The sequence below is a fragment of the Streptomyces sp. NBC_00669 genome (assembly GCF_036226785.1).
Classification (GTDB): domain Bacteria; phylum Actinomycetota; class Actinomycetes; order Streptomycetales; family Streptomycetaceae; genus Actinacidiphila.
The window spans coordinates 6980546-7001851 of the sequence record NZ_CP109018.1 but is presented as its reverse complement, the minus strand read 5'-3'; the positions used below and the strand labels follow the sequence as shown (position 1 = coordinate 7001851).

25 protein-coding genes and 1 pseudogene are annotated in these 21306 nt (G+C 72.1%); 18 read left to right on the top strand and 8 right to left on the bottom strand.

Annotation, left to right across the window (positions count from 1 at the left end):
- Positions 1 to 113: 113 nt before the first annotated feature.
- From OG896_RS29510 to OG896_RS29425, 18 genes and pseudogenes are all read left to right on the top strand, one after another.
- Entirely contained in the window at positions 114 to 563 is a 450-nt protein-coding gene (locus OG896_RS29510) for a transcriptional regulator (RefSeq protein ID WP_329370212.1), read from the top strand.
- A gap of 102 nt (positions 564 to 665) precedes the next feature.
- Positions 666 to 830 carry a hypothetical protein gene (locus OG896_RS29505; RefSeq protein WP_329370210.1) on the top strand — a complete coding sequence of 55 codons (165 nt, stop codon included), beginning with the start codon at positions 666 to 668 and terminating at the stop codon, positions 828 to 830.
- 152 nt (positions 831 to 982) lie between these two features.
- Positions 983 to 1276, top strand: a complete 294-nt coding sequence (locus OG896_RS29500; RefSeq protein ID WP_329370208.1) for a hypothetical protein — start codon at positions 983 to 985, stop codon at positions 1274 to 1276.
- Positions 1273 to 2241 (top strand): DUF2637 domain-containing protein, encoded by a 969-nt coding sequence (locus OG896_RS29495; protein ID WP_329370206.1) that lies wholly within the window; start codon positions 1273 to 1275, stop codon positions 2239 to 2241. Before OG896_RS29500 ends, OG896_RS29495 begins: the two co-directional genes overlap by 4 nt.
- Positions 2238 to 2873 carry a GGDEF domain-containing protein gene (locus tag OG896_RS29490; protein WP_329370204.1) on the top strand — a complete coding sequence of 212 codons (636 nt, stop codon included), beginning with the start codon at positions 2238 to 2240 and terminating at the stop codon, positions 2871 to 2873. Before OG896_RS29495 ends, OG896_RS29490 begins: the two co-directional genes overlap by 4 nt.
- 47 nt (positions 2874 to 2920) lie before the next feature.
- Positions 2921 to 3283 (top strand): annotated as a pseudogene (locus OG896_RS29485) (DNA cytosine methyltransferase); the annotation flags it as partial.
- 199 nt (positions 3284 to 3482) lie between these two features.
- Positions 3483 to 3800, top strand: coding sequence for a hypothetical protein (locus tag OG896_RS29480; RefSeq protein WP_329374603.1), 318 nt, complete (start codon positions 3483 to 3485; stop codon positions 3798 to 3800).
- Positions 3801 to 3999: 199 nt separating this feature from the next.
- Positions 4000 to 4317 (top strand): hypothetical protein, encoded by a 318-nt coding sequence (locus OG896_RS29475; RefSeq protein ID WP_329370202.1) that lies wholly within the window; start codon positions 4000 to 4002, stop codon positions 4315 to 4317.
- A 75-nt stretch (positions 4318 to 4392) separates the two neighbouring features.
- The gene (locus OG896_RS29470; protein ID WP_329370200.1) at positions 4393 to 6660 is read left to right on the top strand and encodes a cell division protein FtsK; all 2268 of its coding nucleotides are present in this window, start codon (positions 4393 to 4395) and stop codon (positions 6658 to 6660) included.
- Positions 6661 to 6800: 140 nt separating this feature from the next.
- Positions 6801 to 7052 carry a hypothetical protein gene (locus OG896_RS29465; protein WP_329370199.1) on the top strand — a complete coding sequence of 84 codons (252 nt, stop codon included), beginning with the start codon at positions 6801 to 6803 and terminating at the stop codon, positions 7050 to 7052.
- A 23-nt stretch (positions 7053 to 7075) separates the two neighbouring features.
- Complete coding sequence (locus OG896_RS29460; RefSeq protein WP_329370197.1) at positions 7076 to 7270, top strand: hypothetical protein; 195 nt, start codon at positions 7076 to 7078, stop codon at positions 7268 to 7270.
- Positions 7271 to 7294: 24 nt separating this feature from the next.
- Complete coding sequence (locus OG896_RS29455) at positions 7295 to 7933, top strand: hypothetical protein (protein ID WP_329370196.1); 639 nt, start codon at positions 7295 to 7297, stop codon at positions 7931 to 7933.
- A gap of 7 nt (positions 7934 to 7940) precedes the next feature.
- Entirely contained in the window at positions 7941 to 8114 is a 174-nt protein-coding gene (locus OG896_RS29450; protein ID WP_329370194.1) for a hypothetical protein, read from the top strand.
- Between the two features lie 6 nt (positions 8115 to 8120).
- Positions 8121 to 8543 (top strand): DUF6292 family protein, encoded by a 423-nt coding sequence (locus tag OG896_RS29445; protein ID WP_329370192.1) that lies wholly within the window; start codon positions 8121 to 8123, stop codon positions 8541 to 8543.
- 87 nt (positions 8544 to 8630) lie between these two features.
- Positions 8631 to 9479, top strand: coding sequence for a bifunctional DNA primase/polymerase (locus OG896_RS29440; protein WP_329370191.1), 849 nt, complete (start codon positions 8631 to 8633; stop codon positions 9477 to 9479).
- Positions 9480 to 9481: 2 nt separating this feature from the next.
- Entirely contained in the window at positions 9482 to 10951 is a 1470-nt protein-coding gene (locus tag OG896_RS29435) for an ATP-binding protein (RefSeq protein WP_329370190.1), read from the top strand.
- Positions 10952 to 11394: 443 nt separating this feature from the next.
- Entirely contained in the window at positions 11395 to 11628 is a 234-nt protein-coding gene (locus tag OG896_RS29430) for a helix-turn-helix transcriptional regulator (protein ID WP_329370189.1), read from the top strand.
- A gap of 67 nt (positions 11629 to 11695) precedes the next feature.
- Positions 11696 to 12958, top strand: coding sequence for a site-specific integrase (locus OG896_RS29425; RefSeq protein ID WP_329370188.1), 1263 nt, complete (start codon positions 11696 to 11698; stop codon positions 12956 to 12958).
- Between the two features lie 79 nt (positions 12959 to 13037).
- Here the strand turns inward: OG896_RS29425 and glnA are convergent, their stop codons facing one another.
- The 8 genes from glnA to OG896_RS29385 all read right to left on the bottom strand — a co-directional run bounded on the left by glnA (position 13038) and on the right by OG896_RS29385 (position 21255).
- Positions 13038 to 14399: a type I glutamate--ammonia ligase gene (glnA, locus tag OG896_RS29420; RefSeq protein ID WP_328463226.1), complete on the bottom strand. Its 1362-nt coding sequence runs from the start codon at positions 14397 to 14399 to the stop codon at positions 13038 to 13040.
- A gap of 141 nt (positions 14400 to 14540) precedes the next feature.
- On the bottom strand, positions 14541 to 15374 hold the full coding sequence (locus OG896_RS29415) for a hypothetical protein (protein WP_329370187.1): 834 nt from the start codon (positions 15372 to 15374) through the stop codon (positions 14541 to 14543).
- A 50-nt stretch (positions 15375 to 15424) separates the two neighbouring features.
- Positions 15425 to 15979 (bottom strand): hypothetical protein, encoded by a 555-nt coding sequence (locus OG896_RS29410; protein ID WP_366412295.1) that lies wholly within the window; start codon positions 15977 to 15979, stop codon positions 15425 to 15427.
- A 173-nt stretch (positions 15980 to 16152) separates the two neighbouring features.
- Positions 16153 to 16827, bottom strand: coding sequence for a hypothetical protein (locus OG896_RS29405; protein ID WP_329370186.1), 675 nt, complete (start codon positions 16825 to 16827; stop codon positions 16153 to 16155).
- Positions 16828 to 16842: 15 nt separating this feature from the next.
- Entirely contained in the window at positions 16843 to 17586 is a 744-nt protein-coding gene (locus OG896_RS40490; RefSeq protein ID WP_443057172.1) for a hypothetical protein, read from the bottom strand.
- The gene (locus OG896_RS29395) at positions 17583 to 18881 is read right to left on the bottom strand and encodes an MlaD family protein (protein WP_329370185.1); all 1299 of its coding nucleotides are present in this window, start codon (positions 18879 to 18881) and stop codon (positions 17583 to 17585) included. Before OG896_RS29395 ends, OG896_RS40490 begins: the two co-directional genes overlap by 4 nt.
- Entirely contained in the window at positions 18881 to 20086 is a 1206-nt protein-coding gene (locus OG896_RS29390) for an MCE family protein (RefSeq protein ID WP_443057171.1), read from the bottom strand. The genes OG896_RS29395 and OG896_RS29390 overlap by 1 nt, the downstream gene beginning before the upstream one ends.
- Positions 20083 to 21255 (bottom strand): MCE family protein, encoded by a 1173-nt coding sequence (locus OG896_RS29385; RefSeq protein WP_329374359.1) that lies wholly within the window; start codon positions 21253 to 21255, stop codon positions 20083 to 20085. Before OG896_RS29385 ends, OG896_RS29390 begins: the two co-directional genes overlap by 4 nt.
- Positions 21256 to 21306 lie beyond the last annotated feature (51 nt).

Sequence of the window (21306 nt, the reverse complement as noted above, 5' to 3'; positions counted from 1 at the left end):
CGATCAGATCGGGCCCGGGGCGCTTTTCTTCTTCGCCGCGGCGGTGGGACTCCCGACCAAGGTCCGCCCGCCGCCGCGGCTCTCCCTGTCCACTCTTCCCGTTGGGAGTTTCCATGCACGCTGCCACCTTCGCGGCGACGTTCGTTGCCTTGTACGTCGCGCATTCGGTGGGTGACCACTGGGTGCAGACCTCGGCTCAGTCCGCGGCCAAGGGCCGCCCCGGGTGGGTCGGTCGCCTGGCCGGTGCCCGCCACGTCGCCACCCTGACCCTGACCAAGTTGGTTGTGCTGCTGCCGGCCGGGCTGCTGCTCGGTCTGCATCTGTCGGTGTGGGGTCTGATCGCTGGTCTGGGAGTCGATGCGCTCACGCACTGGTGGGCAGATCGCCGTTCCACGCTCGCGCGTCTCGCCGAGGTGCTGGGTCAGGGCGGCTTCTACCGCCTCGGTGCCCCGCGGCCCGGCCACGACGACAACCCGTCGCTGGGCACCGGCGCCTACGCGCTCGATCAGAGCTGGCACCACCTGTGGCTTCTGGTCGGCGCGCTGCTGATCACCCTCGTCTGACCGGCCTGACGACTGCCTGATCCGCCCATCCCTGCCGGTCTGGTGGGGACGGGCGGTGAGGGGAGTCGGACAGTCCGGCCCGGAGAGGAACCCATGCCTGCTATGACCGCCGCTGAGCTGCGCGACCGCGCTATCCGGCACCTGACGGGCGCCGCCCGACCGACGCCGCAGGACATCGCCGAGGCGGACGTGTGGTCCCGCCTTGCGGTCTCCGCCGCGATCAGCGAGACCGGCACCATCCCGGTTGCCGCCGCGGACCCTTCCTGACCTGCACCACCCGCCCCGGCATCACGCCGTGAGGGCGCCGGATCGAATCCGGCCCGGGGCGCTTTTCTTCCTGGCTGCGGCGGTGGGACTCCCGACCAAGGTCCGCCCGCCGCCACGGCTCTCCCTTCCCCTTCGATTGACGGAGATCTCCCATGCGTGCGTACATCGGCCGCCACCTGGCGGCCACCGACAACGACTTCGTGGAACTGGCGTTGGGTACCCCGGTTGAGCTGTGGCTCGGGGTGCCCGGCGAGAGCGACGAAGAGCGCGCGGCGCGGCTTGCTGCGGCGGCTGACATCCTCGCCGACGACCCGACGATGCCGGACCGGGTGAGCCGCGTCGCGGCCGAGGCGATCGAGGCGTACGCGCCGGAGCTGTACGCGGTCGCGGTGCTGCCGCGGCCGGCCGCGCGTCGCCGGAAGAACCCGGGCGGGGTGGCGGCATGAGTGCCGTGGTGGAGCTTCCGCCGCTGTCGCGGGGTGAGCGCGTCTTACTCGCGGGCGCGTCGGTGCTGGGTGTGGGTGTGGGCGGTGTCGGTCTGGCCATGAGCTTTGACACGGTGACGGCGGCTGCCGCGCGGTGGGGGTTCGCCACGCCGCAGATGCTGCCGTTGGCCATCGACCTTGCCATTCCGACGTTCACCGCGGTGACGCTGCTGCTGATCCGTATGGGCATGGCGCTGGCGTGGGTGCGGTTCGTGCCGTGGGCGTTGACGCTGGTGACGTGCTGGCTCAACATCGCCGCCGGTACGTCGCTGTCCGCTCGGGTGGCGCACGGGACCATGCCGTTGCTGTGGGTGGTGCTGTCGGAGGTCGCGGCGCACGTCTACGCGGTGCGGGTCGGTATCGCCACGGGCAAGCGGATGGAGAAGATCCGCAAGTCCCGGTGGCTGCTCGCCCCGATCACCACGTTCGCGTTGTGGCGGCGGATGACGCTGTGGGAGATCACCTCCTACGGCGATGCGCTGGCCCGTGAGCGTGACCGGCAGCTTGTCCGCGCGGACCTGCGCGCTGAGCACGGGCGGCGGTGGCGGTCGAAGACGGACTGCCGTATGCGGGTGCTGCTCAAGCTCGGGGAACTCGCCCCCACCACCACGGGGGTTCCCGCCCCGGCGACACCGTCTGCGTCTGCGGAACCGGTGCAGGCACCTGCCGAGTCGCCTACGCCGGCGCCGCGCAAGCGCCCCGCCAAGCCGCCGGCCAAGCGCCCGGCCCGCCGCAGCCTTGACGACGTGCTGGCCGACGCCCGCACCGCCACCGAAGGGTGGCCGGTCCCGGAGCTGACGGCCGACCGTATCCGGCAGGCCGTGAACTGCGGCGCCGCCCACGCCCGCAGCGCTCGTGACGTGCTGCGCGCCGAGCGCGGCACGGCCGCCGAACCGGTCGGCGACGCTGAGGCGGTGGCCGCATGAACACGCTGCTCGCCGCGACCGCGGCCAGCGTCCCGGTGGCGGCCGGATGGTCGGCGCACTGGGCGTGGCTGCGCGGCCGGTTGACCGCCGCCCGCCGTGACCCGCTCACCGGGTTGTGGACGAGGGAGGCGTTCACCCGCCGCGCGGCCCGGCTGCTGCGCGACCCGCGCGCGGTGGTGGTGCTCGCCGACGTGGACCACTTCAAGCAGGTCAACGACACCCACGGCCACGCGGCCGGTGACGCCCTGCTCGCCGCGACCGCCGCCCGGCTGGCCCACTACACCGGCCGCGCCGGGGTTGCCGGGCGGCTCGGGGGCGACGAGTTCGCCGCGGTCCTCATCGACCGCGACAACACCGCCGCCGACCTGCTCGCGGTGCTCGGTGGGGTGCTGGCCCGGCCGGCCGACGGTATCGACCCGGCGGTGCACACCACGGTTTCGCTGGGGTGGGCCCGTGCCGCGGACTTCCCCGGCGAGGACCTGTCCGCGCTGCTGCGGCGGGCGGATGAGGCGATGTACGCGGCCAAGCGCACCCGCGCGCTGGTGGGTCGGGCCGGTCTCGGCTCGCTGCTGGCGACCCTGGCCGGCCGCCGCCCCGGACGGCGCGGCACCTCTGCGGGGGTGGCGGCGTGAGCGGGGTGCGGATCGGTTCGCTGTGCACGGGCTACGGCGGGCTGGACATGGCCGTCCAGACCGTGTTCGGCGGGTCCCTGGCGTGGGTTGCGGACAACGACCCGGGCGCGGCACGCATCCTGGCCCACCACCACCCCGAGGTGCCGAACCTGGGGGATCTGACCGCTGTCGACTGGGCCTCGGTGGCGCCGGTGGACGTGGTGTGCGGTGGGTATCCGTGTCAGCCGTTCAGTACCGCGGGCAAGAGGAAGGGAACCGCCGATGCCCGGCACATCTGGCCCCACTTCGCCACCGCCCTTCGCGTTCTACGACCCCGCCTCGGGGTCTTTGAGAACGTCGCAGGGCACCTTTCCCTCGGATTCGACACCGTGCTCGCCGACCTTGCCGCCGGCGGGTTCGATGCGGAGTGGTGCACTCTTCGCGCGTCGGACGTCGGCGCCGCCCACCACCGCAACCGGCTCTTCCTCCTCGTGTGGCCTGCCGACACCGGCCGCCCGGGACTGGCGGGGCGGCGGTCAACGCGGGCAACTGCCGACGGCCGTGGCCGCACTGCTGCCGACTCCTTCCACGTCGGAGGCGCGGGGAGCCGGCCACGCGGCGCAGGGCGGGATGAACCTTCGCCACGCGGTCTCGCTGCTGCCGACTCCGGTGGTGGGGGACTCCAAGGGCGCCCGGCAGGCGACCGCGGACCGTCCGCGCAGCAACTCCCCCACGTTGACGGACCTGGCGTTCTCCGGGGTGCTGCTGCCCACGCCACGGGCGAGCGACGGGGCCAAGGGAGGCCCGAACCAGCGCGGCAGCAAGGGGGATCTGACGTTGCCGTCGGCGGTGCACCGCACTGGGGACGCTACCGTCCGGCCATCGCCCGGTGGGAGACGATCCTCGGCCGCCCCGCCCCCCGGGCAGTTGACGATCTGGGACGCCTGAACCCCGTACTCGTCGAGTGGCTGATGGGCCTGCCCGCCGGCCATGTCACCGCCGTACCCGGCCTGTCCCGAACCGCACAACTCAAAGCCCTCGGCAACGGCGTCGTACCCCGCCAGGCGGAAAGCGCCCTGCGACTCCTGGCGGCTCGCGCCCGCCTGGACCTCGACGAGCCGCCGACGGCACTCCGACGGGAGGCGGCATGAGCACCCCGATCGTCGGCGCCGACCTCTTCCGGACCGTGATGGACGGGGCCGGCGGCCGGTGCTGGTGCACGGGGCAGTGCGGACAGTCTCACCGCAAGACCGAAGGGCGCTGCCTGAAACGGCATGGCCAGGGCCGGGTGCGGCTCATCGCCGCACCCGCCGACCCCACCGTCACCGAACGCGCCGCCATGGGCCTGCCGGTGTCCGGTCTGCGGGCGTGGTGCCCGACCTGCCACACCGGAGCCTGCCGGGCCGTACAACGCACGGCAGCAGCGGCTCCGGAGCCGGACCAGTACGGCTTGTTCGATCTGTAAATCCGCGGGCCCGGCCGCTCACCGACCAAAGCGTCGGCCGGGCCCGCTTCACCTCCTGGAAGGGAAGCAACAGCAGTGAACCACGAAGACGAGAACGAGTTCTTCGACCGGTTGGAAGCCGACCTGTCGGCCGACTACGGCGGGGATGTGGTGGACCTGGGCAAGGCCCGGGCCGCCCGTGAGTCGGCCGACCCGGACCGGCCTGCGTCGGCCGACGCGTCGGCGGATCGGTCGGCCGACACCAACCCCGATCGGTCGCCCGACCCGGCGCCCGACGTGTCGGGTGGTGAGTCGCCCGACTCGGGTGCGGTGATGGTGGACGCTCCCGGGCCGACGGGTCCGGGCGTGATGGACCGTATCCGGGGCGGGCAGCGTCGGGCGGTGCTGCCGCCGTGGGCGCGCTCGCGCCCGGAGTTCGTCACCGCCGCCGGGTGGCTGGCCGGTCACGCCCGGCACACCGCCGCCTTCCACGCCGTGCGCACCCCCTGGTACGCGGCGGTGCTCACCGCCCGCGCCCCGGTCGGCGCGGCGAAGTTCATCGGCGGGGCCCTGCGGTGGGTCGCTGACGCCGAGGGCGAGCCGTTGCGGCAGGCCGCGGCGAAGCGGGAGGACGCCGACGACTACCTGAAGCTGTCCCGGCAGCGCGATGGCCGGGTGAAGCTGCGCGGCATCCTGTTCACCCTGGCGTGCATCGCCGGGCCGGTCCTGGCGTTGGCCCTGTGGGTGCTCGCCCCGACGTGGATGCTCGCGGTCACGGTGGCCGCGCTGGTGGCCGTGTTCGGGTTCGCCGGCGCCCCCGCGGACAAGCCCGTCGTCACCCGCGCCGTGGTCGCGACCGAGGTGGAACGCCTCACCTCCGGCATCGTCGAACGCGCCCTGGGCGCGCTGGGCAATGCGGAGATCAACAAGGCGTTGGGCAAGGGCGGGGAGGGCATCAAGTTCCCCGCGCCGATCACCCGTGACGGTCCCGGGTGGCGGGCCGACGTGGACTTGCCCTACGGCGTGACGGTGACGGACATCCTCGACCGGCGGGACCGGCTCGCGTCGGGTCTGCGTCGCCCGCTGGGGTGCGTGTGGCCGGAGCCGGTGGCCGATGAGCACGCCGGGCGGATGATGCTCTGGGTCGGCGATCGCGCGTTGAACAAGCTCCCCCCGGTGCCGGGTCCGCTGGCCAAGGCCGGTGCGATCTCGCTGTTCAAGCCGGTGCCGTTCGGCCTGGATCAGCGCGGGCGGCCGGTGGACGTGACGCTGATGTACGACAACGTGCTGATCGGCGCCATGCCCGGCATGGGCAAGACCTTCTCCCTGCGCCTGCCGCTGCTGGCCGCCGCCCTCGACCCGCTGGCCGAACTGCTGGTGTGGGAGTTGAAGGGCACCGGCGACCTGGGGCCGCTGGAGAAGGTCGCGGCGGACTACGGGTCCGGCCCGGACGACGCGACCGCGGCGGCAGCGCTGGAGTCGATCCGGTACGTCTACGGCGACCTGGAGCGCCGGGCGAAGGTCATCAGCAGCCTGCCGAAGGACAAGTGCCCGGAGAACAAGGTCACCCCGGAACTCGCCCAGGTGCGCTCGTTGGGCCTTCACCCGCTGGTCCTGGCGATCGATGAGTGCCAGGAGCTGTTCTCCCACCCGGAGTTCGGCAAGGAGGCCGGCCACCTGTGCACGGCCATCATCAAGCGCGGCCGGGCGTTGGGCGTGATGCTGCTGCTGGCCACGCAGCGCCCCGACAAGGACTCCCTGCCCACGTCGATCAGCGCGAACGTCGGCACCCGGTTCTGCTTGCGGGTCATGGGCCAGATCGAGAACGACATGATCCTGGGCACGTCCGCGTACAAGAACGGCATCCGGGCGACCACGTTCACCAAGCGCGACCGCGGCATCGGCTACCTCGCCGGCGCGGCCGACGACCCGCAGATCGTCCGCACGTACTACCTCGACAACCCCGCCGCCGACGCCATCTGCGAACGCGCCCGCACCGCCCGCGAGAGCGCGGGCACCCTGACCGGCCTGGCCGCAGGTCAGGCACCCGACCGGCGCGACAGCACCGCGGACACGCTGCTGGAGGACATCGCCGCAGTCACGCCCGCCAAGGAAGCCAAGGCGTGGAACGACGTGACCGTGGACCGGCTCGCCGAGCTGCGCCCGGAACTGTACGGGGCGTGGGGCGAGATGGAGCCGGCCGACAAGGCGCGGCAGCTCACCACCGCGCTCAAGCCGCACGGCATCACCACGGGGCAGGTCGCCCGGCGGATCGAGGGCAAGACCGTCAACCGGACCGGTTTCGAGCGGGCCCACATCACCGCGGCGATCGCGGAGCGTGACCGTAAGCGGTCCGCGGGCTGACGACCAGGGGTCTCTAGCGCTAGAGGGCCAACCCTCTAGCGCTAGAGACCCCGCTAGCACCCCGCACCCCACGTGATCAGGCCGCTAGATGATAGCGGCCCACCTGCGCAAACCCCGAAAACCGCTCCCGGAGGCACCCCGTGACCCCCATCCTCGCCGCTATCGCCCTCCTCCTCGTCATCACTCTTGGTTACGTCGGTGTGTGTGCGGCTCAGCCGTTCGCCCGGTGCGGGAAGTGCCACGGCTTCGGCTTCGCCACCACCACCGACCGCAAGGGACGCCCCAAGCGCGGCAAGACCTGCCGCCGCTGCCACGGTCACGGCATCCGCATACGCCGCGGCCGGCACGCCTACAACCTCGCCCGCGGCATCCACCGCGACGGCACCCGCTGACCACCCCGACCGGAGCCCCGCCCGTGATCCTGTCCATCTCCGCCGTGCTGCTCTTCGGCGCCGGCACCGCCTTCGCCATCCGCGCCAAGTCCACCTCGTTCGGCGCCGCGATCGTCGTGTTCCTGTTCGGCTTCTACGCCGCGGCCACCGGCGCCGCCGAGCCCATCACCGAGATCGTCACCGCCACCGCACACGCCATCGGCAGCATGCGCGGCTAACCGCAGAACGGAGGAACCCCGGCCATGAAACCCACCGCCTACACCCCGCCCGGCACCACCACCCCGCTCGTACAGCGCCACTGGCTCGCGACCGCCGCGCCCAAGGCCGCCCCGGCCCTGGCCACCACGACCGTGCTCGCGCTGGCCCGGATCTGGAACGCCAACGGTGCTGAGCACTCCATCGGCGACGCCTCGGTCATGGGCGCGCTCGCCATCGGCGCCGCGTTCGCCGGCAACGCCCTGGCCCGCGGTCAGTCCGGTGAACCGGTCGCCGCCGCGGCCGGCTTCACCGCCGCCGGAACGTTTGCTCTCGCCGGGGTCGCCGCCTACACCGACGGTCTGCCCCTGCCCCTGCTGCTGTGGGGCATCGCCACCGTGCTCGGCTACGTCGTCGCCGCCCGCCACTGGCGCACCGACCACCGCGAGCACATCGCGTACGAGCGCGCGACCGAGACGCGCCGCGAGACGCAGCACCACGTCGAAACCGTCGAACTCATCCGCGCCCGCGCCGCCGTGGAAACCGCCCACGCCGGCGGCGAGTACACCGCCGCCCTCGCCGCGGCCCTCACCGCCCGCGCGGCCCTGCCGGGCTGCAACCCCACCGCGCTCACCATGGCCGGCTTGCCCGAACTCCCCACCGCCCGGCACGACACCGCCGCGTAGGAGAACCGTGTTCGACATCCGCATCATCTGCGACCCGGCCGACGCCGACCGCATCACCGAAACCCTCGCCGCGTTCCTGATCACCGGCACCGCCCGCACCTACCCCACCCACGACGGCATGCGCACCCGCCTCTACCTCACCGCCGACCTGCCCAAGCCGACCCTCTCCCCGGAGGACTGACAGCCCGTGCCGAACTATCACGACGCCCACCGGCCGTACATCGCCGCAGTGGTCAACGCCCTGACCACCGCCGGTATCGGCGTGAGCGACTGGTTCGCCGACCCCAACGACCCCCGCGACGCCTGCATCACGCTGACCACCGACGCCACCGAACCCCACTACCCCGGCCAAACGATCGTGCTGACCTGGAACGAGGAAGCCGGCTGGCTCATCGGCGGCGGCGAGCCCGACGAACTCCTCAACTGGGTGGGCGAACTCGACACCCGCGATGTGCTGCCCACCCCGCAGCAGGTAGTCGCCGCTGCCCGCACCGCCTTCACCACCACGCCCCCGACCCTGTACGGCCTGGCGCCCGTCTACCGCGAGTTCGAAGACGACAACGACGGCTTCGAGGCACGCCTCGCGGCCTACGACACCCCCGAAGACTGACACACCGCGGCGGCGGGACTCCCGACCAGGTCCTCCCGCCGCCGCGGCTCTCCCTCTCCGCCCGAAGACAGACAGGAGACCACCAGAATGCCCTATCCCGACCCCGCCGCGCCGCTGTTCGCAGCCCTCGGTCTGGCCGGTACCGGCGTGCCCGTGCTGCCCCTGCGCGCGGGCAAGGTCCCGTTCGGCAACTGCCCCGCGTGCGCGCGGAACGCCTGCGGTGGCCGGGCCAGCATGAAGACCCACGGCCCGTGCTCGTGCCCGCACCCCTGCCACGGGTGGGCCGCCGCCACCACCGACCCCGCTGTGATCGGCTCCCCGGCATGGCGGCCGGCATGGCGGGCTGCCGCGGCGATCGCGTACCACCCGGGCGGTGCCGGGCTGACGGTCGTGGACCTTGACCACGCCGACGCGATCACCTGGGCCCGCGCCCACCTGCCCGTCACCCGTACCGTGCGGACCACCCGCGGCGAGCACTGGCTCTACCGCGGCACCATGCAGTCAGCCAACGGCGTTCGGAACGGCGTGGACATCAAGTCCACCATGGCCTACGCCCGGTGGCTCGGACCCGGCACCGGCACCCTCACCGCCCTCCCGGACACCGTGCGCGGGCTGGCCGAGCGGAAGCCGTCCGCGGCCCGGCCGGTTTCCGTCGCCGTGCCCGCGGCGGGCGCGGGTGGGTGCTGCCCGCACCGCAGTCCCGCGTACTTGGAGCGGGGGATCACGATGGCGGAGCAGACCATCACCGCCGCCCCCAGCGCCGTGCACACGACCGTCTACCGCACGTTCCTCGCGGTGCTGTCCGCGCACGGCCGGTGCGGCTGCCTCACCGACCACCACGTCACCCGGCTGTTCACCGCCGCGCAGTCCAAGGGCGAGAGTGCCCGGCACTGCGCGGACGCGTGGGCCAACGCCCGTGCCCGGTTGGGGGTGTAGCGGTGTCCGACGACGACAAGACCCCGGGCCGTGAGGTCATCGCCGACTACGCCCAGACGCACTTCCGGTACTTCCGCACCGCCGACGGCACCGTCTACGCCCAGCGCAACGGCCACCCTGTGGCCCGGCCGATCCGCTCCCAGGGCACCACCGGCAGCCACCGGCAGGAACTCATGGTCGGCCTGTTCCGCGACGGCGTCGGCGTCTTCAACGGCACCGCGTTGAAGGAGGCCCTGGACCTGATTGAAGCCCTTGCGCTGTCGGAGGACGTGCAGCCGGTGCACATCCGCGTGGCCCCCGGGTTCGACGGGGCGACGTGGCTGGACCTGGGCAGGAACGACGGCCGGTCGGTCCGTATCCACCCCACCGGATGGGACATCACGGTCCCGGACCCGCGGGAAGTGTGCTGGCGCCGCACCCAGCTCACCGGGGAACTCCCCCTCCCGGCCAAGGGCACGGATGGCAAGGGGATCGACCTGCTGTTGGGGCTGTGCAACTTCGCCACCGCCGAGACCGAGTGCCTGGCCATCGCGTGGCTGATCGGCTGCCTCGCACCGGGCGTGCCGGTGCCGGCGCCGTTCCTCACCGGCCCGCAGGGCGCGGGGAAGTCCACCGGCGGGCGGATGCTGATCCGGATCATCGAGGGCATGAGCGGGGACCTGCGCCGGGCCCCGAAGGATGAGGAGAACCTCATCGCCGCGGTGGCGGCCGGGTGGGTCACCGCGCTGGACAACCTGTCCCACATGACGCCGGACCTGTCCGACGCGATGTGCTGCATCGTCACCGGCGCGGAGAACGTCAAGCGGGCCCTGTTCACCGACGGCGACGTCCACCGCTCCCGCTACCGCCGCCCCCTGCTGCTGACCGGGATCGATGTCGGGGTCATCCGCCCGGACCTGGCCGAACGACTGCTGCCGCTGCGGCTGGAGCGGCCCCGTATCCGGCGCACCGAGGCGGAGTTGTGGGCGGAGTACGCCGAGGCGCTGCCGGTCGTGCTCGGGTCCCTGCTGGACCTGACCGTCAAGGTCCGCGCGATCACGGCGGAGACCCCGACGGACCTGCGGATGGCGGACTTCGCGCACCTGTGCGCCCAGCTCGACGCCGCCACCGGGCTGGGGGCCCTGCGCTCCTACCGGGCCAGTTTGGACGACCTGAACGACGACGTGATCGAAGGCGACCTGCTGGCACAGACCGTTCTCCTGCACGCCGAGAGCATGCCGCCGGGCACCGAGCAGCGCATGACCTCCACCGAGTGGCTGCACGCCCTCAGCCGCCTCTACAGCGGTGAGGACTGCCGGCCCCTGCCCAAAGGGTGGCCGACGACCGGAAAGGTCCTCTCCGACCGCCTCAAGCGCCTCCAACCCACCCTCGCCGCCCGCGGCGTCCTCATCGACACCGGCCGCACCTTTGAAGGCCGCTACCTCGAACTGGCCCGGCCCGCGCCGACCCAGCCCGAGCAGCAGAGGTTCTAACCGCCGGGCGGGACAAGCAAGAAGAGCACCACGGGCACCACGGCCGGGTGCTCTTCTTGCTGTTCGGCCCACGGCCGCCCAAGGGGCGCGCCGCGAAGCGGCCCCTTCTTCGCGCTCTGAGTCGCGCGCAACGACTACAGACACCCCCTCTCTTGTCCTAAGAGGGAAGACGCTGCGTCATGTGCGTCATGTGGGCCGCAAAACCGCCGCCCACCTGCGGGAAAGACCATGACGCAGACGGCCCGCCCTGCGTCATGGCTGCGTCATGTGCGTCATGGGCGCGACACCCCATGACGCAGCCCATGACGCACGCATGACGCAGACCCCCGCCACTGCGTCACGCAAACCCGCAGGTCAGCACCCCGCATGACGCACATGACGCAATGACGCAGAAATCCGAACCTCGGACACAGCCCGACACCCGACCACTCACGAGGACACCCGTGCCCGTCCCACCCACGGACCCCCGGGCAACGCTTCGCTCCGGCCTGCCCGACCGCTATCTCACCCCCGACGACATCTGCGCGCTGCTCTCGGTGCCGCTGGAGACCGTCTACGCCTGGCGCAAGAAGCGCACCGGCCCGCCCGGATTCCGCATCGGGAAGCACCTGCGCTACGACCCCGCCGCCGTGCACCGCTGGATCACCGAACAGCAAACGGCCGCCGACGCCGCTTGACTCCCGCCCCACCCACCGGGGGCGGCCGCACCACGGCCGCCCCCGGTTTCCGTCCTGGAAGGACACCATGGCAGGACACATCCAAGACCGCTGGTACAAGACCTCGGAGGACGCGAACGGCAAGACCGTCCGCGTGAAGACCGACCGCTACGGCACCGGCCTCCGCTACCGCGCCCGCTACATCGGCCCCGACGGGACCGAGAAGTCCAAGAGCTTCCCCGACCGGCAGAAGCGCAAGGCCGAACTCTGGCTGTCGGAGATCGAGGCCGACATGTCGCGCGGGGCGTACATCGACCCGGCGGCCGGCCGGACGACGTTCCGGCAGTACGCGGAGAAGTGGCTCACCTCCCAGACCACGGACGCGACAACGCGCACGAGCGTGGAGTCACAGATCAAGCTGCACGCCATGCCGTATCTCGGCTCTCGGCCGCTCGACTCGTTCAAGCCGCAGCACATTCGGAACTGGCTGAGCGAACTGGAACGCGTACTGCCGGCTTCCTCCTACCGCCGGGTCATCTTCGCCAGCGTTTCGGCAGTGCTGGCCGCGGCCGTGGAAGACAGCCTGCTCGCCAAGAACCCCTGCAAGGCGCGTACGGTCCGTGCCCCCTCCCCGGGCACGGGACGCGTACGGCCGTGGGCCACGGCGCGGGTGTTCGCCGTACGGGCCGCGCTGCCCGATCGGTACCAAGCGACGATCGACCTCGGAGCCGGGTGCGGCCTGCGGCAGGGCGAGATATTCGGCCTGCCGGATGACGAGGACGAATGGGCGGGCGGGTGGCTGCACGTCGCCAATCAGGTGAAGGTCGCGAACGGGCGACTGGTCTTTGGCCCGCCCAAGCGGGCGAAGGAGAGGGACGTGCCGATCTCCGCGAGCGTGGTCGACGCCCTGAAAAGGCACCGCGAGCGGTTCCCTCCGGTCGACGTGTCCCTGCCCTGGTTGAATCCGACCGGTCCCATGGTGACCAAACGACTGCTGTTCTCCCTGCCCGGCGGGGGTGCGGTCCGGCGGACGGATTTCAATACGCGGGTGTGGAAGCCCGCGCTCGTGACCGCCGGTGTCATTCCGGAGCCGGAGAAGGGGAAGCGGTACGCGGCGGCCCGGGAACACGGGATGCACGCCCTGCGGCACTTCTACGCCTCGGTCCTGCTGGACGCCGGCGAGAACATCAAGGCCCTGAGCACCTACCTGGGGCACGCCGACCCCGGCTTCACCCTGCGGACCTACACGCACCTCATGCCGAGCAGCGAGGGGCGCACCCGCGACGCCGTGGACAGCATGTACCGGGCCGCCGCTTCCGCACCGGACGGCCCACAGACGGCCCAGGAGTGATGAGGCGGCCCCGTCCGGCCGGTGGGGGCGCCACCGGCCGGACCTCGCGAGCAACCCGAGCGTACGGTCTGACCTGCGGTTACAGGTTCGGCAGGTTCTTGCGCAGCTCGAACGCGGTGACCTCGGAGCGGTACTCCTCCCACTCCTGCTTCTTGTTGCGCAGGAAGAAGTCGAAGACGTGCTCGCCGAGGGTCTCGGCGACGAGCTCGCTGCGCTGCATGAGGTCGATCGCCTCGCCGAGGTTCTGGGGCAGGGGCTCGATGCCGAGGGCGCGGCGCTCGGAGTCGGTGAGGGCCCAGACGTCGTCGTCGGCGCCGGCCGGGAGTTCGTAGCCCTCCTGGATGCCCTTCATGCCGGCGGCGAGGAGGACGGCGTAGGAGAGGTAGGGGTTGGCGCCGGAGTCGAGGGAGCGGACCTCGACCCGGGTGGAGCCGGTCTTCCCGGGCTTGTACATCGGCACGCGGATGAGCGCGGACCGGTTGTTGTGGCCCCAGCAGATGTACGAGGGGGCCTCGCCACCGGCGCCCGCGGTGCGCTGGGAGCCGCCCCAGATCCGCTTGTAGGAGTTGACCCACTGGTTGGTGACGGCGGCGGTCTCGGCGGCGTGCCGGAGCAGGCCCGCGATGAAGGACCGGCCGACCTTGGAGAGCTGGAACTCCGCGCCGGACTCGTAGAACGCGTTGCGGTCGCCCTCGAAGAGCGAGAGGTGGGTGTGCATGCCGGAGCCGGGGTACTCCGAGAACGGCTTGGGCATGAAGGTGGCGTGCACGCCCTGCTCCAGGGCCACCTGCTTCATCACCAGCCGGAACGTCATCACGTTGTCGGCGGTGGACAGCGCGTCGGCGTAGCGCAGGTCGATCTCCTGCTGGCCGGGGGCGCCTTCGTGGTGGGAGAACTCGACCGAGATGCCCATCGACTCCAGCATGGTGATCGCCTGGCGGCGGAAGTCCATGCCGACGTTCTGCGGGGTGTGGTCGAAGTAGCCGGAGTTGTCCGCGGGGGTCGGCCGGCTGCCGTCCAGCGGGCGCTCCTTGAGCAGGAAGAACTCGATCTCGGGGTGCGTGTAGAAGGTGAAGCCGAGGTCGGAGGTCTTGGCCAGGGCGCGCTTGAGGACGTAGCGCGGGTCCGCGTAGGAGGGGGAGCCGTCGGGCATCAGGATGTCGCAGAACATCCGGGCGGTGCCGGGTGCCTCCGCGCGCCAGGGCAGGATCTGGAAGGTGCTCGGGTCCGGCTTGGCGATCATGTCGGACTCGTACACCCGGGCGAAGCCCTCGATCGCGGAGCCGTCGAAGCCCATGCCCTCGTCGAACGCCTGCTCCAGCTCGGCGGGGGCGACGGCGACCGACTTCAGGTAGCCGAGCACGTCGGTGAACCACAGCCGTACAAAGCGGATGTCCCGCTCCTCCAGGGTGCGGAGAACGAACTCCTGCTGCTTGTCCATATCCATCCATCCTCGCCGGTCAGGCACCGCTCCCCCGCCGTCGGCAACCCGGGGGATCAGGAGCATTGCACCACACCGTTTCGCACGGGTTGCGGGCGCCGCTCCTCCATAGTGCACGCCGGACGGGATCGGGCGGAGACGTCAGCTGAAGGTGTCGATCGAGGCGATCTTCCAGCTGCCCGCCTGGCGGACCGCGTCGACCGCGAACATGGCCGCCGAGTAGGCGCTGCCGGCGTTCGCGCCCTTGGCTGTGGAGGTGTTCGCCTGGTCGGCGTAGACCAGCACCCGGGCCCGGTCGCCGCTGATCATCTCCACGCCGGTGTCGGTGACGGTGGTGGTCAGCACGAGCTTCTGCTTCGGGGCGGCCGCCTTCACCTGGGCGATCATCGTGGCGTACTGCTGGACCGCCTTGCCGGTGAGCACCTTCTTCGCGGCGGTGTCGGTCCGGGCGGTGTCGGTGTAGTCGTAGGAGAAGACGGAGTTCACGTCCTGCGCGATCTGGCCCTTGACCTCGGCGGTGCGGGCGTTGTCGGTGAGCGCGGTGTTGGAGGTGGCCGAGCCGTCGTGCAGGGCGGACGCCTTCCCGGCCGCCCAGGCCGCGAAGCCGCCGAGCAGCACGGTGAGCAGGGCGAGCACGGCGATGGTGAGGGGGAAGCGGGCGGGCAGCCGCAGGGACGCGGTACGGCGCTGCGCCGCCTCGTCCTTCCCGGCGGTCTCGGTCCGGGCGGCGGGGCGGCGCGGGCGGACCGCGGTCGCGGTCACGGTCGCGGTCCGGCCGGACCTGCCGGGGGCGCGCTCGGCCGTGCCGCTGCCCGTGCCGCTGCCCGTGCCGGAGCCGGCGCCCGCGGCCGTACGGTCGGGCCGGTCGGTACCGTCGGTACGGTCGCGGGCCGGTCGTACGGTGCGCTCGGTCGCCGCCGCGGACGCCGCGGCGAGCCTGCGCTGCCGGTTGATGAGGTGGCGGGTGGTCGACATGGGCTGCGGTCCTCTCGCGGACGACGTGCGGCGGTACGGCGGTGCGGGCGTCAGTGGCCGGCGGTGGCGGTGGGATCGGCGGTCGGGGCTGCCGTGGGGTCGGCCGCGGTGGAGGCGCTGTCGCCCATCGGCGCGTCACCGAGCGCGCTGAGCTTCCACCCGGCCGAGGTGCGGGTCATCTCGCCGAGCAGCCGGCTCTCCTTCACCGCGGGCTTCGACTTGGGCGCCTGCACGGTGATCTGGAGCGCGACCATCACATCGGCCTTGCCGGTGCGGTCGTCGAGGTCGGTCACCGCGCCGCTCAGCACCTTCGCGGTGCTGACCGTCTGCGCCTGCTGCACCTGCTTCTCGAAGTCGGCCCGGCCCTGCACGAGTTGGCTGTGCAGGTCGCCCGTGGTGCTCTGCTCCCAGACGGCGAGGCCCGCCGCGAGGTGGGCGTGGTCGAGCGTGTTCATGTTCTGCACGGCCTGCTCGCCCGCGGCCAGCACGGTGTCCCGGGTACGGGCGAACGCCGCGTTGTCGTCGTGCGCGGCGGAGTACCACGACCAGCCGGTCCACGCGGCGGCGACGGCCGCGGCCACCACCAGGGCGACCGCCGCGCCCAGCAGCGGCCGCCGTCCGGTGGGCGCGGGGGGCCGTACCCGCGCGGGCTCGGCCGCCTTCGCGACGTCCTCGACATCCGCGATGTCCGCGACGTGCTCGACGTGCTCGACGCCCTCGGGGTCGTCCTTGCGCGGTGGGCGCGAGCCGAAACGCATACGTGGCATCTGCCTCTCCCCTAGCGGGCCTTGAGAGCGGTGATCCGCCAGTGGCCGTTCTTCTGCTCGGCGGTGACCGAGAGTTGGGCGGCGGCACTGGTGGCGGTGGAGCCCGCGCGCTGCGCGGTCTGGTCGAGGAAGACCAGCAGGCGGGCGTGGTCGGCGGTGAGGCTGACCACGCCGGCCCGTACGACCCTTGTGGTGAGGGTGAGTTGCTGGGTGGCGACGTTCTGCTTGATCTGCGCGAACAGCGCCTGGTACTGGGTGGCCGCGCTGCCCGCGAGGACGTTGCGGGCGGCCTGCTCGGTGGCGTCGGTGCCGTCGGGCGTGTACGCGAAGATCTGGCTCAGCGCGCTGCTGACGTCGCCGATCACCTGGTCGGTGGCGGCGCTGTCGGTGAGCGCGTGGTTGCGGGTGGCCGCCGGGTCCTTGAGGTCCTGCGCGGCGTAGAGCAGGCCGCCGGAGCCCAGCAGCAGGACGGCGATCGCGGCGGCCCCGGCGATCCGCTGCCATCCGTACGACCGTGCGCGCCGCAGCACCCGCCCGGCCCACGCGCCCCGCCCGCCCGCGCCCGGCTCCGCCGAACGGTCGGTGTCGGCGTCGGTGTCGACGGGATCGGCCGGGTCGGCGCGCTCGATTCGCTCGGCGCGCTCGGCTTCCTCGGGCGCGGCCGCGGTCTTGTCCGTTGTCGTCATGTCGGTGGTCATCCCTTAGCTCGCGCCGATCGGGACCGCGGTGAGGGCGGCGAGTTTCCAGGTGCCGGCGGTACGGGACAGGTTGGCTTCGAAGCGTTTGCGATCGGTGCTGGCCGTACCGGACTTGGGGGTGAGGCGGACCTGGACGGTGACGATGATCTTCGCGGTGCCGGCCCGGGTGTCGAGCTCGGTGACGGCCGCGTCCGTGACGGTGCCGTTCGTGGAGGTGCCGGCCGCCTTCATCGTCGCGGTGTCGGAGCCGTGCGTACGGGTCAGCTGGTCGTGCAGCGGGCCGGTGGTCACGCCGAGCCAGCTGTCGAGGTCGCGGTCGACGTGCGCGGAGTCCACGGTGTTGAGCCGGGCCACCCCGCGCTCCCCCGCGCCCAGAGCGGCGTCGCGGGACTTGCCGTAGGACAGCGCGCCGTCGCCACGGGTGTCGGCGTAGGACCAGGCGGAGAGCCCGCACAGCAGCAGCGCGGCGGTCAGCATCGTGGCCCAGGCGACCGCGGTGCGCCGGGCCCGCAGCGCGCGCAGCACGCCGGCGGCCCGGCGGCGCGGAGTGGACCTCCCCTCGGCGACCGCCGCGGCCCCCTCGTCCGCACCCGGCCCCGACTCCGGCGCCGGGTCCGGCTCGACCTCCGGGTCCGGCTCGACCTCCGTTTCCGGCTCCCCCTTCGCATCCGGCCCCGACCCCTGGTCCGGCTCCGGCTCCGCCTCCGTACTCACGTCCGGCTCCGCCTCATCCGTCGTACCGCTCATCGTTGGTCCTCCAGGCCGAGCAGGCCCGCCATGGTGGTGGGCCCGGCGGCGGGCAGCGCGGGCAGGGCGAGGGCGCCGGGCAGCGCCGGCCCCACGGCGGGCGTGGCAGCGGGAGCCGCGCCCGTCGACGACTGCGTGGACGTCGGCAGGACCGACCCCGGCTGCGCGGGGGTCGGCACTCCCCCGCCGCCGGGCGCGTGCGCGGAGCCGCGGACGTCGGTGCCGGAGGAGGCGGGCGCGGTGCAGCGGGCCGCGGTGTTGAACGCGGTGGCCGGCGGGCTGGTGTCGAGGCCGTTGCGGTAGGTGGTGCCGCCGTATCCCGACGTGCACGGCAGCGGTGAGAAGAAAGTGACGGCCATGCCGAAGTCCAGCTTGCCGTTCTTGACCGCCGAGGAGCCCGCGGCGGCCACGGCGGGCATCTTCACCAGGAACTCCTGGATGCCATTCTGCCGGGTGACCGCGATGTCGGAGGTGGTCAGCAGGTTGGCCAGCACCACGCTGAGGTTGGGGCCGACGTCCCGCAGCAGCGCGCTGACCTGGGTCGCGGCGCCGGGCGCGGCGGCGATGAGGCGGCGCAGGTCGGTGTCGGAGTCGTCGAGCTGCGCGGCGAGCTGGTTGGCGCTGGTGGCGAAGTTCTTGATCGCGTCGGACTCGTCGACCTGGGTACGCAGCACCGTCCGCCCGTCGTTGATGAGCGTGGTGTCGGCGGGGAGGTTGGCGTCGGCGGCGGTCAGGAACTCGCTGCTGGTGTCGAGCAGGGACTGGAGGTTGTCGCCCTGGCCGCTGAACGCCAGGCCGAGTTCGTCGACATCGGTGCGCAGGGCGTCCAACGGCACGGACTGGGCGAGGTCGTTGACGCTGGTGAGCAGGTTGGTGACGGGCGCGGGCACCTTGGTGCTGGCCTGCGCGATGGTCGAACCGCCGTGCAGGTAGGGCCCGTCGCTGGTGCGGGGTTGCAGGTCGATGTACTGCTCGCCGACCGCGGACAGGCTCGCGACGACCGCGGAGAGCCGGCTGGGGATGTGCGGGGCGGAGTTGTTGATCCGCAGTTCCGCCTCGACGCCGTCGGGGGTGAGCCGGATCGGGCCGACCCGGCCGACCGAGACACCCCGGTAAGTGACGTCGGCGTGCTCGAACAGGCCGCCCGCCTCGGGGAGTTGCACGTCCACGGTGTAGTAGCCGCGCAGGCCCACGTAGCGGCCGAGGTCGGCGTAGCGGACGCCGACGAAGCCGATCACGAGGACCGCGACGATCAGGAAGGCGATGTTCTTGGCGACGGTGGCGCGGGTCAGCATCAGTGGCCCCCTGAAGTGGTGGCCGACGGGGAGGTGCCCGAGGCGGTGGTGCCCGAAGGCGTGGCGCCCGAAGGGGTGCTGCCCGACGGCGTCGTGACCGAGGGCAGCGGCAACGGCGGACCGGTCGGGGGCTTCGCGGACTTCTTCCGCACCGAGGGGTCCACGGACTGCAGGCCCGGGTAGTCGCTGTCGCCGGCCTGGAGTTCGGGGATGAGCTGGGTGCCGGAGGCCGCGGTGAGGTCGAGGTAGACGTTGAGGTAGTCGCCCTTGACGCCGTTGAGTACCTCGTCGGTGAACGGGTAGGTGAGCAGCACCTGGAGGGAGTCGGGCAGGTCGTCGCCGGCGTCGGCGAGCCGTTGGAGGGTGGGGCCGAGGGACTTCAGGTCGGCGACGATGTCGTCCTTGCTCCGGTTGACCGTGTCGGTGGCGACGCCCGAGAGGGTGTCGAGCGAGCGGAGCATGGTGACCAGCGAACCGCGCTGCTGCTCCAGCACCTTCAGGCCCGGGCTGAGGCTGGTGAGCACGGTGCCGATCTTCTGGTCACGGGTGGCGAGGGTCGCGGAGAGCTTGTTGACGCCGTCGAGCGCGTCGGTGATGTCCTTCTTGTGGGCGTCCAGGTCGGAGACGAGCGTGTTGACCTGGGTGAGCATGTCGCGGACCGCGGGTTCGTTGCCGCTGAGCGCCTTGTTGAGCTGGGTGCTGATGGTGTGGATCTGCTGGATGCCGCCGCCGTTGAGCACCAGGGACAGCGCGCCGAAGACCTCTTCCACCTCGGGGTTGCGGTTGGTGTGCGAGGTGGGGATGGTGTCGCCGGCTTGGAGCTTGCCGGTGGCGGGTTCGGTGCTGGGCGGGTCGGCGAGCTGGATGTACTTCTCGCCGAGCAGGCTGGACTGCTCCAGGTGCGCGTAGGCGTTCGACGGGAGTTTCACGTTGCCGTTGAGCTTCATGGTGACGATGGCCGACCAACCGCTGTGCGCCAGCGCGATCTTGGTGACCCGGCCGACGGCGACGTCGTTGACCCGTACCGACGCCTGCGGCACCAGGTCGAGGACGTCGGCGAACTGGGCCCTGACGGTGTAGGGGTGGCTGCCGAGGTTGGCGCCGCCGGGCAGCGGCATGCTCTGCACGTTGGTGAAGGAGCAGCCGGTGAGGGTGAGGGCGGTCGCGGTGAGCAGGGCCGCGGCGGCCGCGTGGCGGGCGTTCACTTGGCCGCCCCCTTGCTGCCGCTGCCGGTGCTGCCGGTGCTGCCGCCGCTGCCGCCGCTGCCGTAGACCGTGCCGACCGGTGGCAGCGGCAGCGGTGGGGTCGAGGCGTTCGGGCCCGAAGTGGCCTTCTTGGCAGCGGTGTTGGAGGTCGTGCCGGTGGTGCCCGTGTCGGTCGGGTCGACGCTGCCGCCCATGCTCAGCTCGTTGATGTCGGTGCGGCCGTCGAGCGTTCCGGTCTTCGGGTTGTACGTGTTGAGGAGGTTGTCGGCGGCGAGCGGGGCGTCGTCGAGGAGTTCGGCGAGCGAGGCGCGCTGGTCGACGAGCGTCTGCGTGATCGGGGTGAGCTTGGTGATGCTGGTCTTCAGCCGGCTGCGGTTGTCCTGGATGAAGGTCTTCACCGAGCCGAGCGCGGTGGACAGTTGCTGGAGCGCGCCGCCGAGGTCCTCCTTGTCGTCGGCGAGGAAGCCGCTGACGGTGGAGAGCTGGTCGGTGGCGGTCTTCACCTTGCCGTCGTTGTTCTTGAGCATGGTGGTGAAGGACTGGAGGTAGGCGAGGGTGGAGAACAGGTCGTCGCTGTGGCCGTTGAGGGTCTTGGTGGCCTGGCCGAGCTGGTCGATGCTGTCGCCGATGTCCTTGCCGTTGCCCTTGAGGTTCTGCGACCCGACGTCGAGCAGGTTCGACAGGGCGCCGGTGGTGTTCGCGCCGTTGGGGCCGAGCGCCTTGCTGAGCTGGGTGACGGAGGCGTAGAGCTGGTCGATCTCGACCGGTGTCGCGGTGCGGCTGGCCGGGATGACGCCGTGATCGGCCAGTTGGGCACCGCCGGTGTACGCGGGGGTGAGCTGGATGTAGCGGTCGGCGACCACGCTGGGCGCGACCACCACGGCGCCGGCCTTCGCCGGCACCTTGATGCCGTGATCCAGCCGCAGCGCCACCTTGACCTGCTTGCCCTGCGGCTTGACGGACTCCACCGTGCCGACCTTCACACCGAGGATGCGCAGGTCGGACCCCGCGTACACGCCGACCGTACGGTCGAAGTACGCGGTGACGTGCTTGCCGGACGGCCCGCCGAAGGCGACGAACCCGGCGGTGACGGCCGCGGCCGCGACGATCACCAGCACCACCGCCACGGACAGCGCGCGGCGCGGTAGCCGGGCCGCGCGGCCCGGCAGGCCCCGGCGGCCCGCGCCGCCTCCGCCGATCTCGTCGTTCTCCCTCGGGAG

Excerpts from the sequence above, each read along its gene's own strand:
- OG896_RS29495 (WP_329370206.1), top strand. The coding sequence starts at position 1,273 with ATGAGTGCCGTGGTGGAGCTTCCGCCGCTGTCGCGGGGTGAGCGCGTC.
- OG896_RS29425 (WP_329370188.1), top strand. The coding sequence starts at position 11,696 with ATGGCAGGACACATCCAAGACCGCTGGTACAAGACCTCGGAGGACGCG.
- OG896_RS29415 (WP_329370187.1), bottom strand. The coding sequence starts at position 15,374 with ATGTCGACCACCCGCCACCTCATCAACCGGCAGCGCAGGCTCGCCGCG.
- OG896_RS29510 (WP_329370212.1), top strand. The coding sequence starts at position 114 with ATGCACGCTGCCACCTTCGCGGCGACGTTCGTTGCCTTGTACGTCGCG.
- glnA (WP_328463226.1), bottom strand. The coding sequence starts at position 14,399 with ATGGACAAGCAGCAGGAGTTCGTTCTCCGCACCCTGGAGGAGCGGGAC.
- OG896_RS29480 (WP_329374603.1), top strand. The coding sequence starts at position 3,483 with ATGAACCTTCGCCACGCGGTCTCGCTGCTGCCGACTCCGGTGGTGGGG.
- OG896_RS29440 (WP_329370191.1), top strand. The coding sequence starts at position 8,631 with ATGCCCTATCCCGACCCCGCCGCGCCGCTGTTCGCAGCCCTCGGTCTG.
- OG896_RS29490 (WP_329370204.1), top strand. The coding sequence starts at position 2,238 with ATGAACACGCTGCTCGCCGCGACCGCGGCCAGCGTCCCGGTGGCGGCC.
- OG896_RS40490 (WP_443057172.1), bottom strand. The coding sequence starts at position 17,586 with ATGAGCGGTACGACGGATGAGGCGGAGCCGGACGTGAGTACGGAGGCG.
- OG896_RS29395 (WP_329370185.1), bottom strand. The coding sequence starts at position 18,881 with ATGCTGACCCGCGCCACCGTCGCCAAGAACATCGCCTTCCTGATCGTC.
- OG896_RS29505 (WP_329370210.1), top strand. The coding sequence starts at position 666 with ATGACCGCCGCTGAGCTGCGCGACCGCGCTATCCGGCACCTGACGGGC.
- OG896_RS29500 (WP_329370208.1), top strand. The coding sequence starts at position 983 with ATGCGTGCGTACATCGGCCGCCACCTGGCGGCCACCGACAACGACTTC.
- OG896_RS29405 (WP_329370186.1), bottom strand. The coding sequence starts at position 16,827 with ATGACGACAACGGACAAGACCGCGGCCGCGCCCGAGGAAGCCGAGCGC.
- OG896_RS29475 (WP_329370202.1), top strand. The coding sequence starts at position 4,000 with ATGAGCACCCCGATCGTCGGCGCCGACCTCTTCCGGACCGTGATGGAC.
- OG896_RS29455 (WP_329370196.1), top strand. The coding sequence starts at position 7,295 with ATGAAACCCACCGCCTACACCCCGCCCGGCACCACCACCCCGCTCGTA.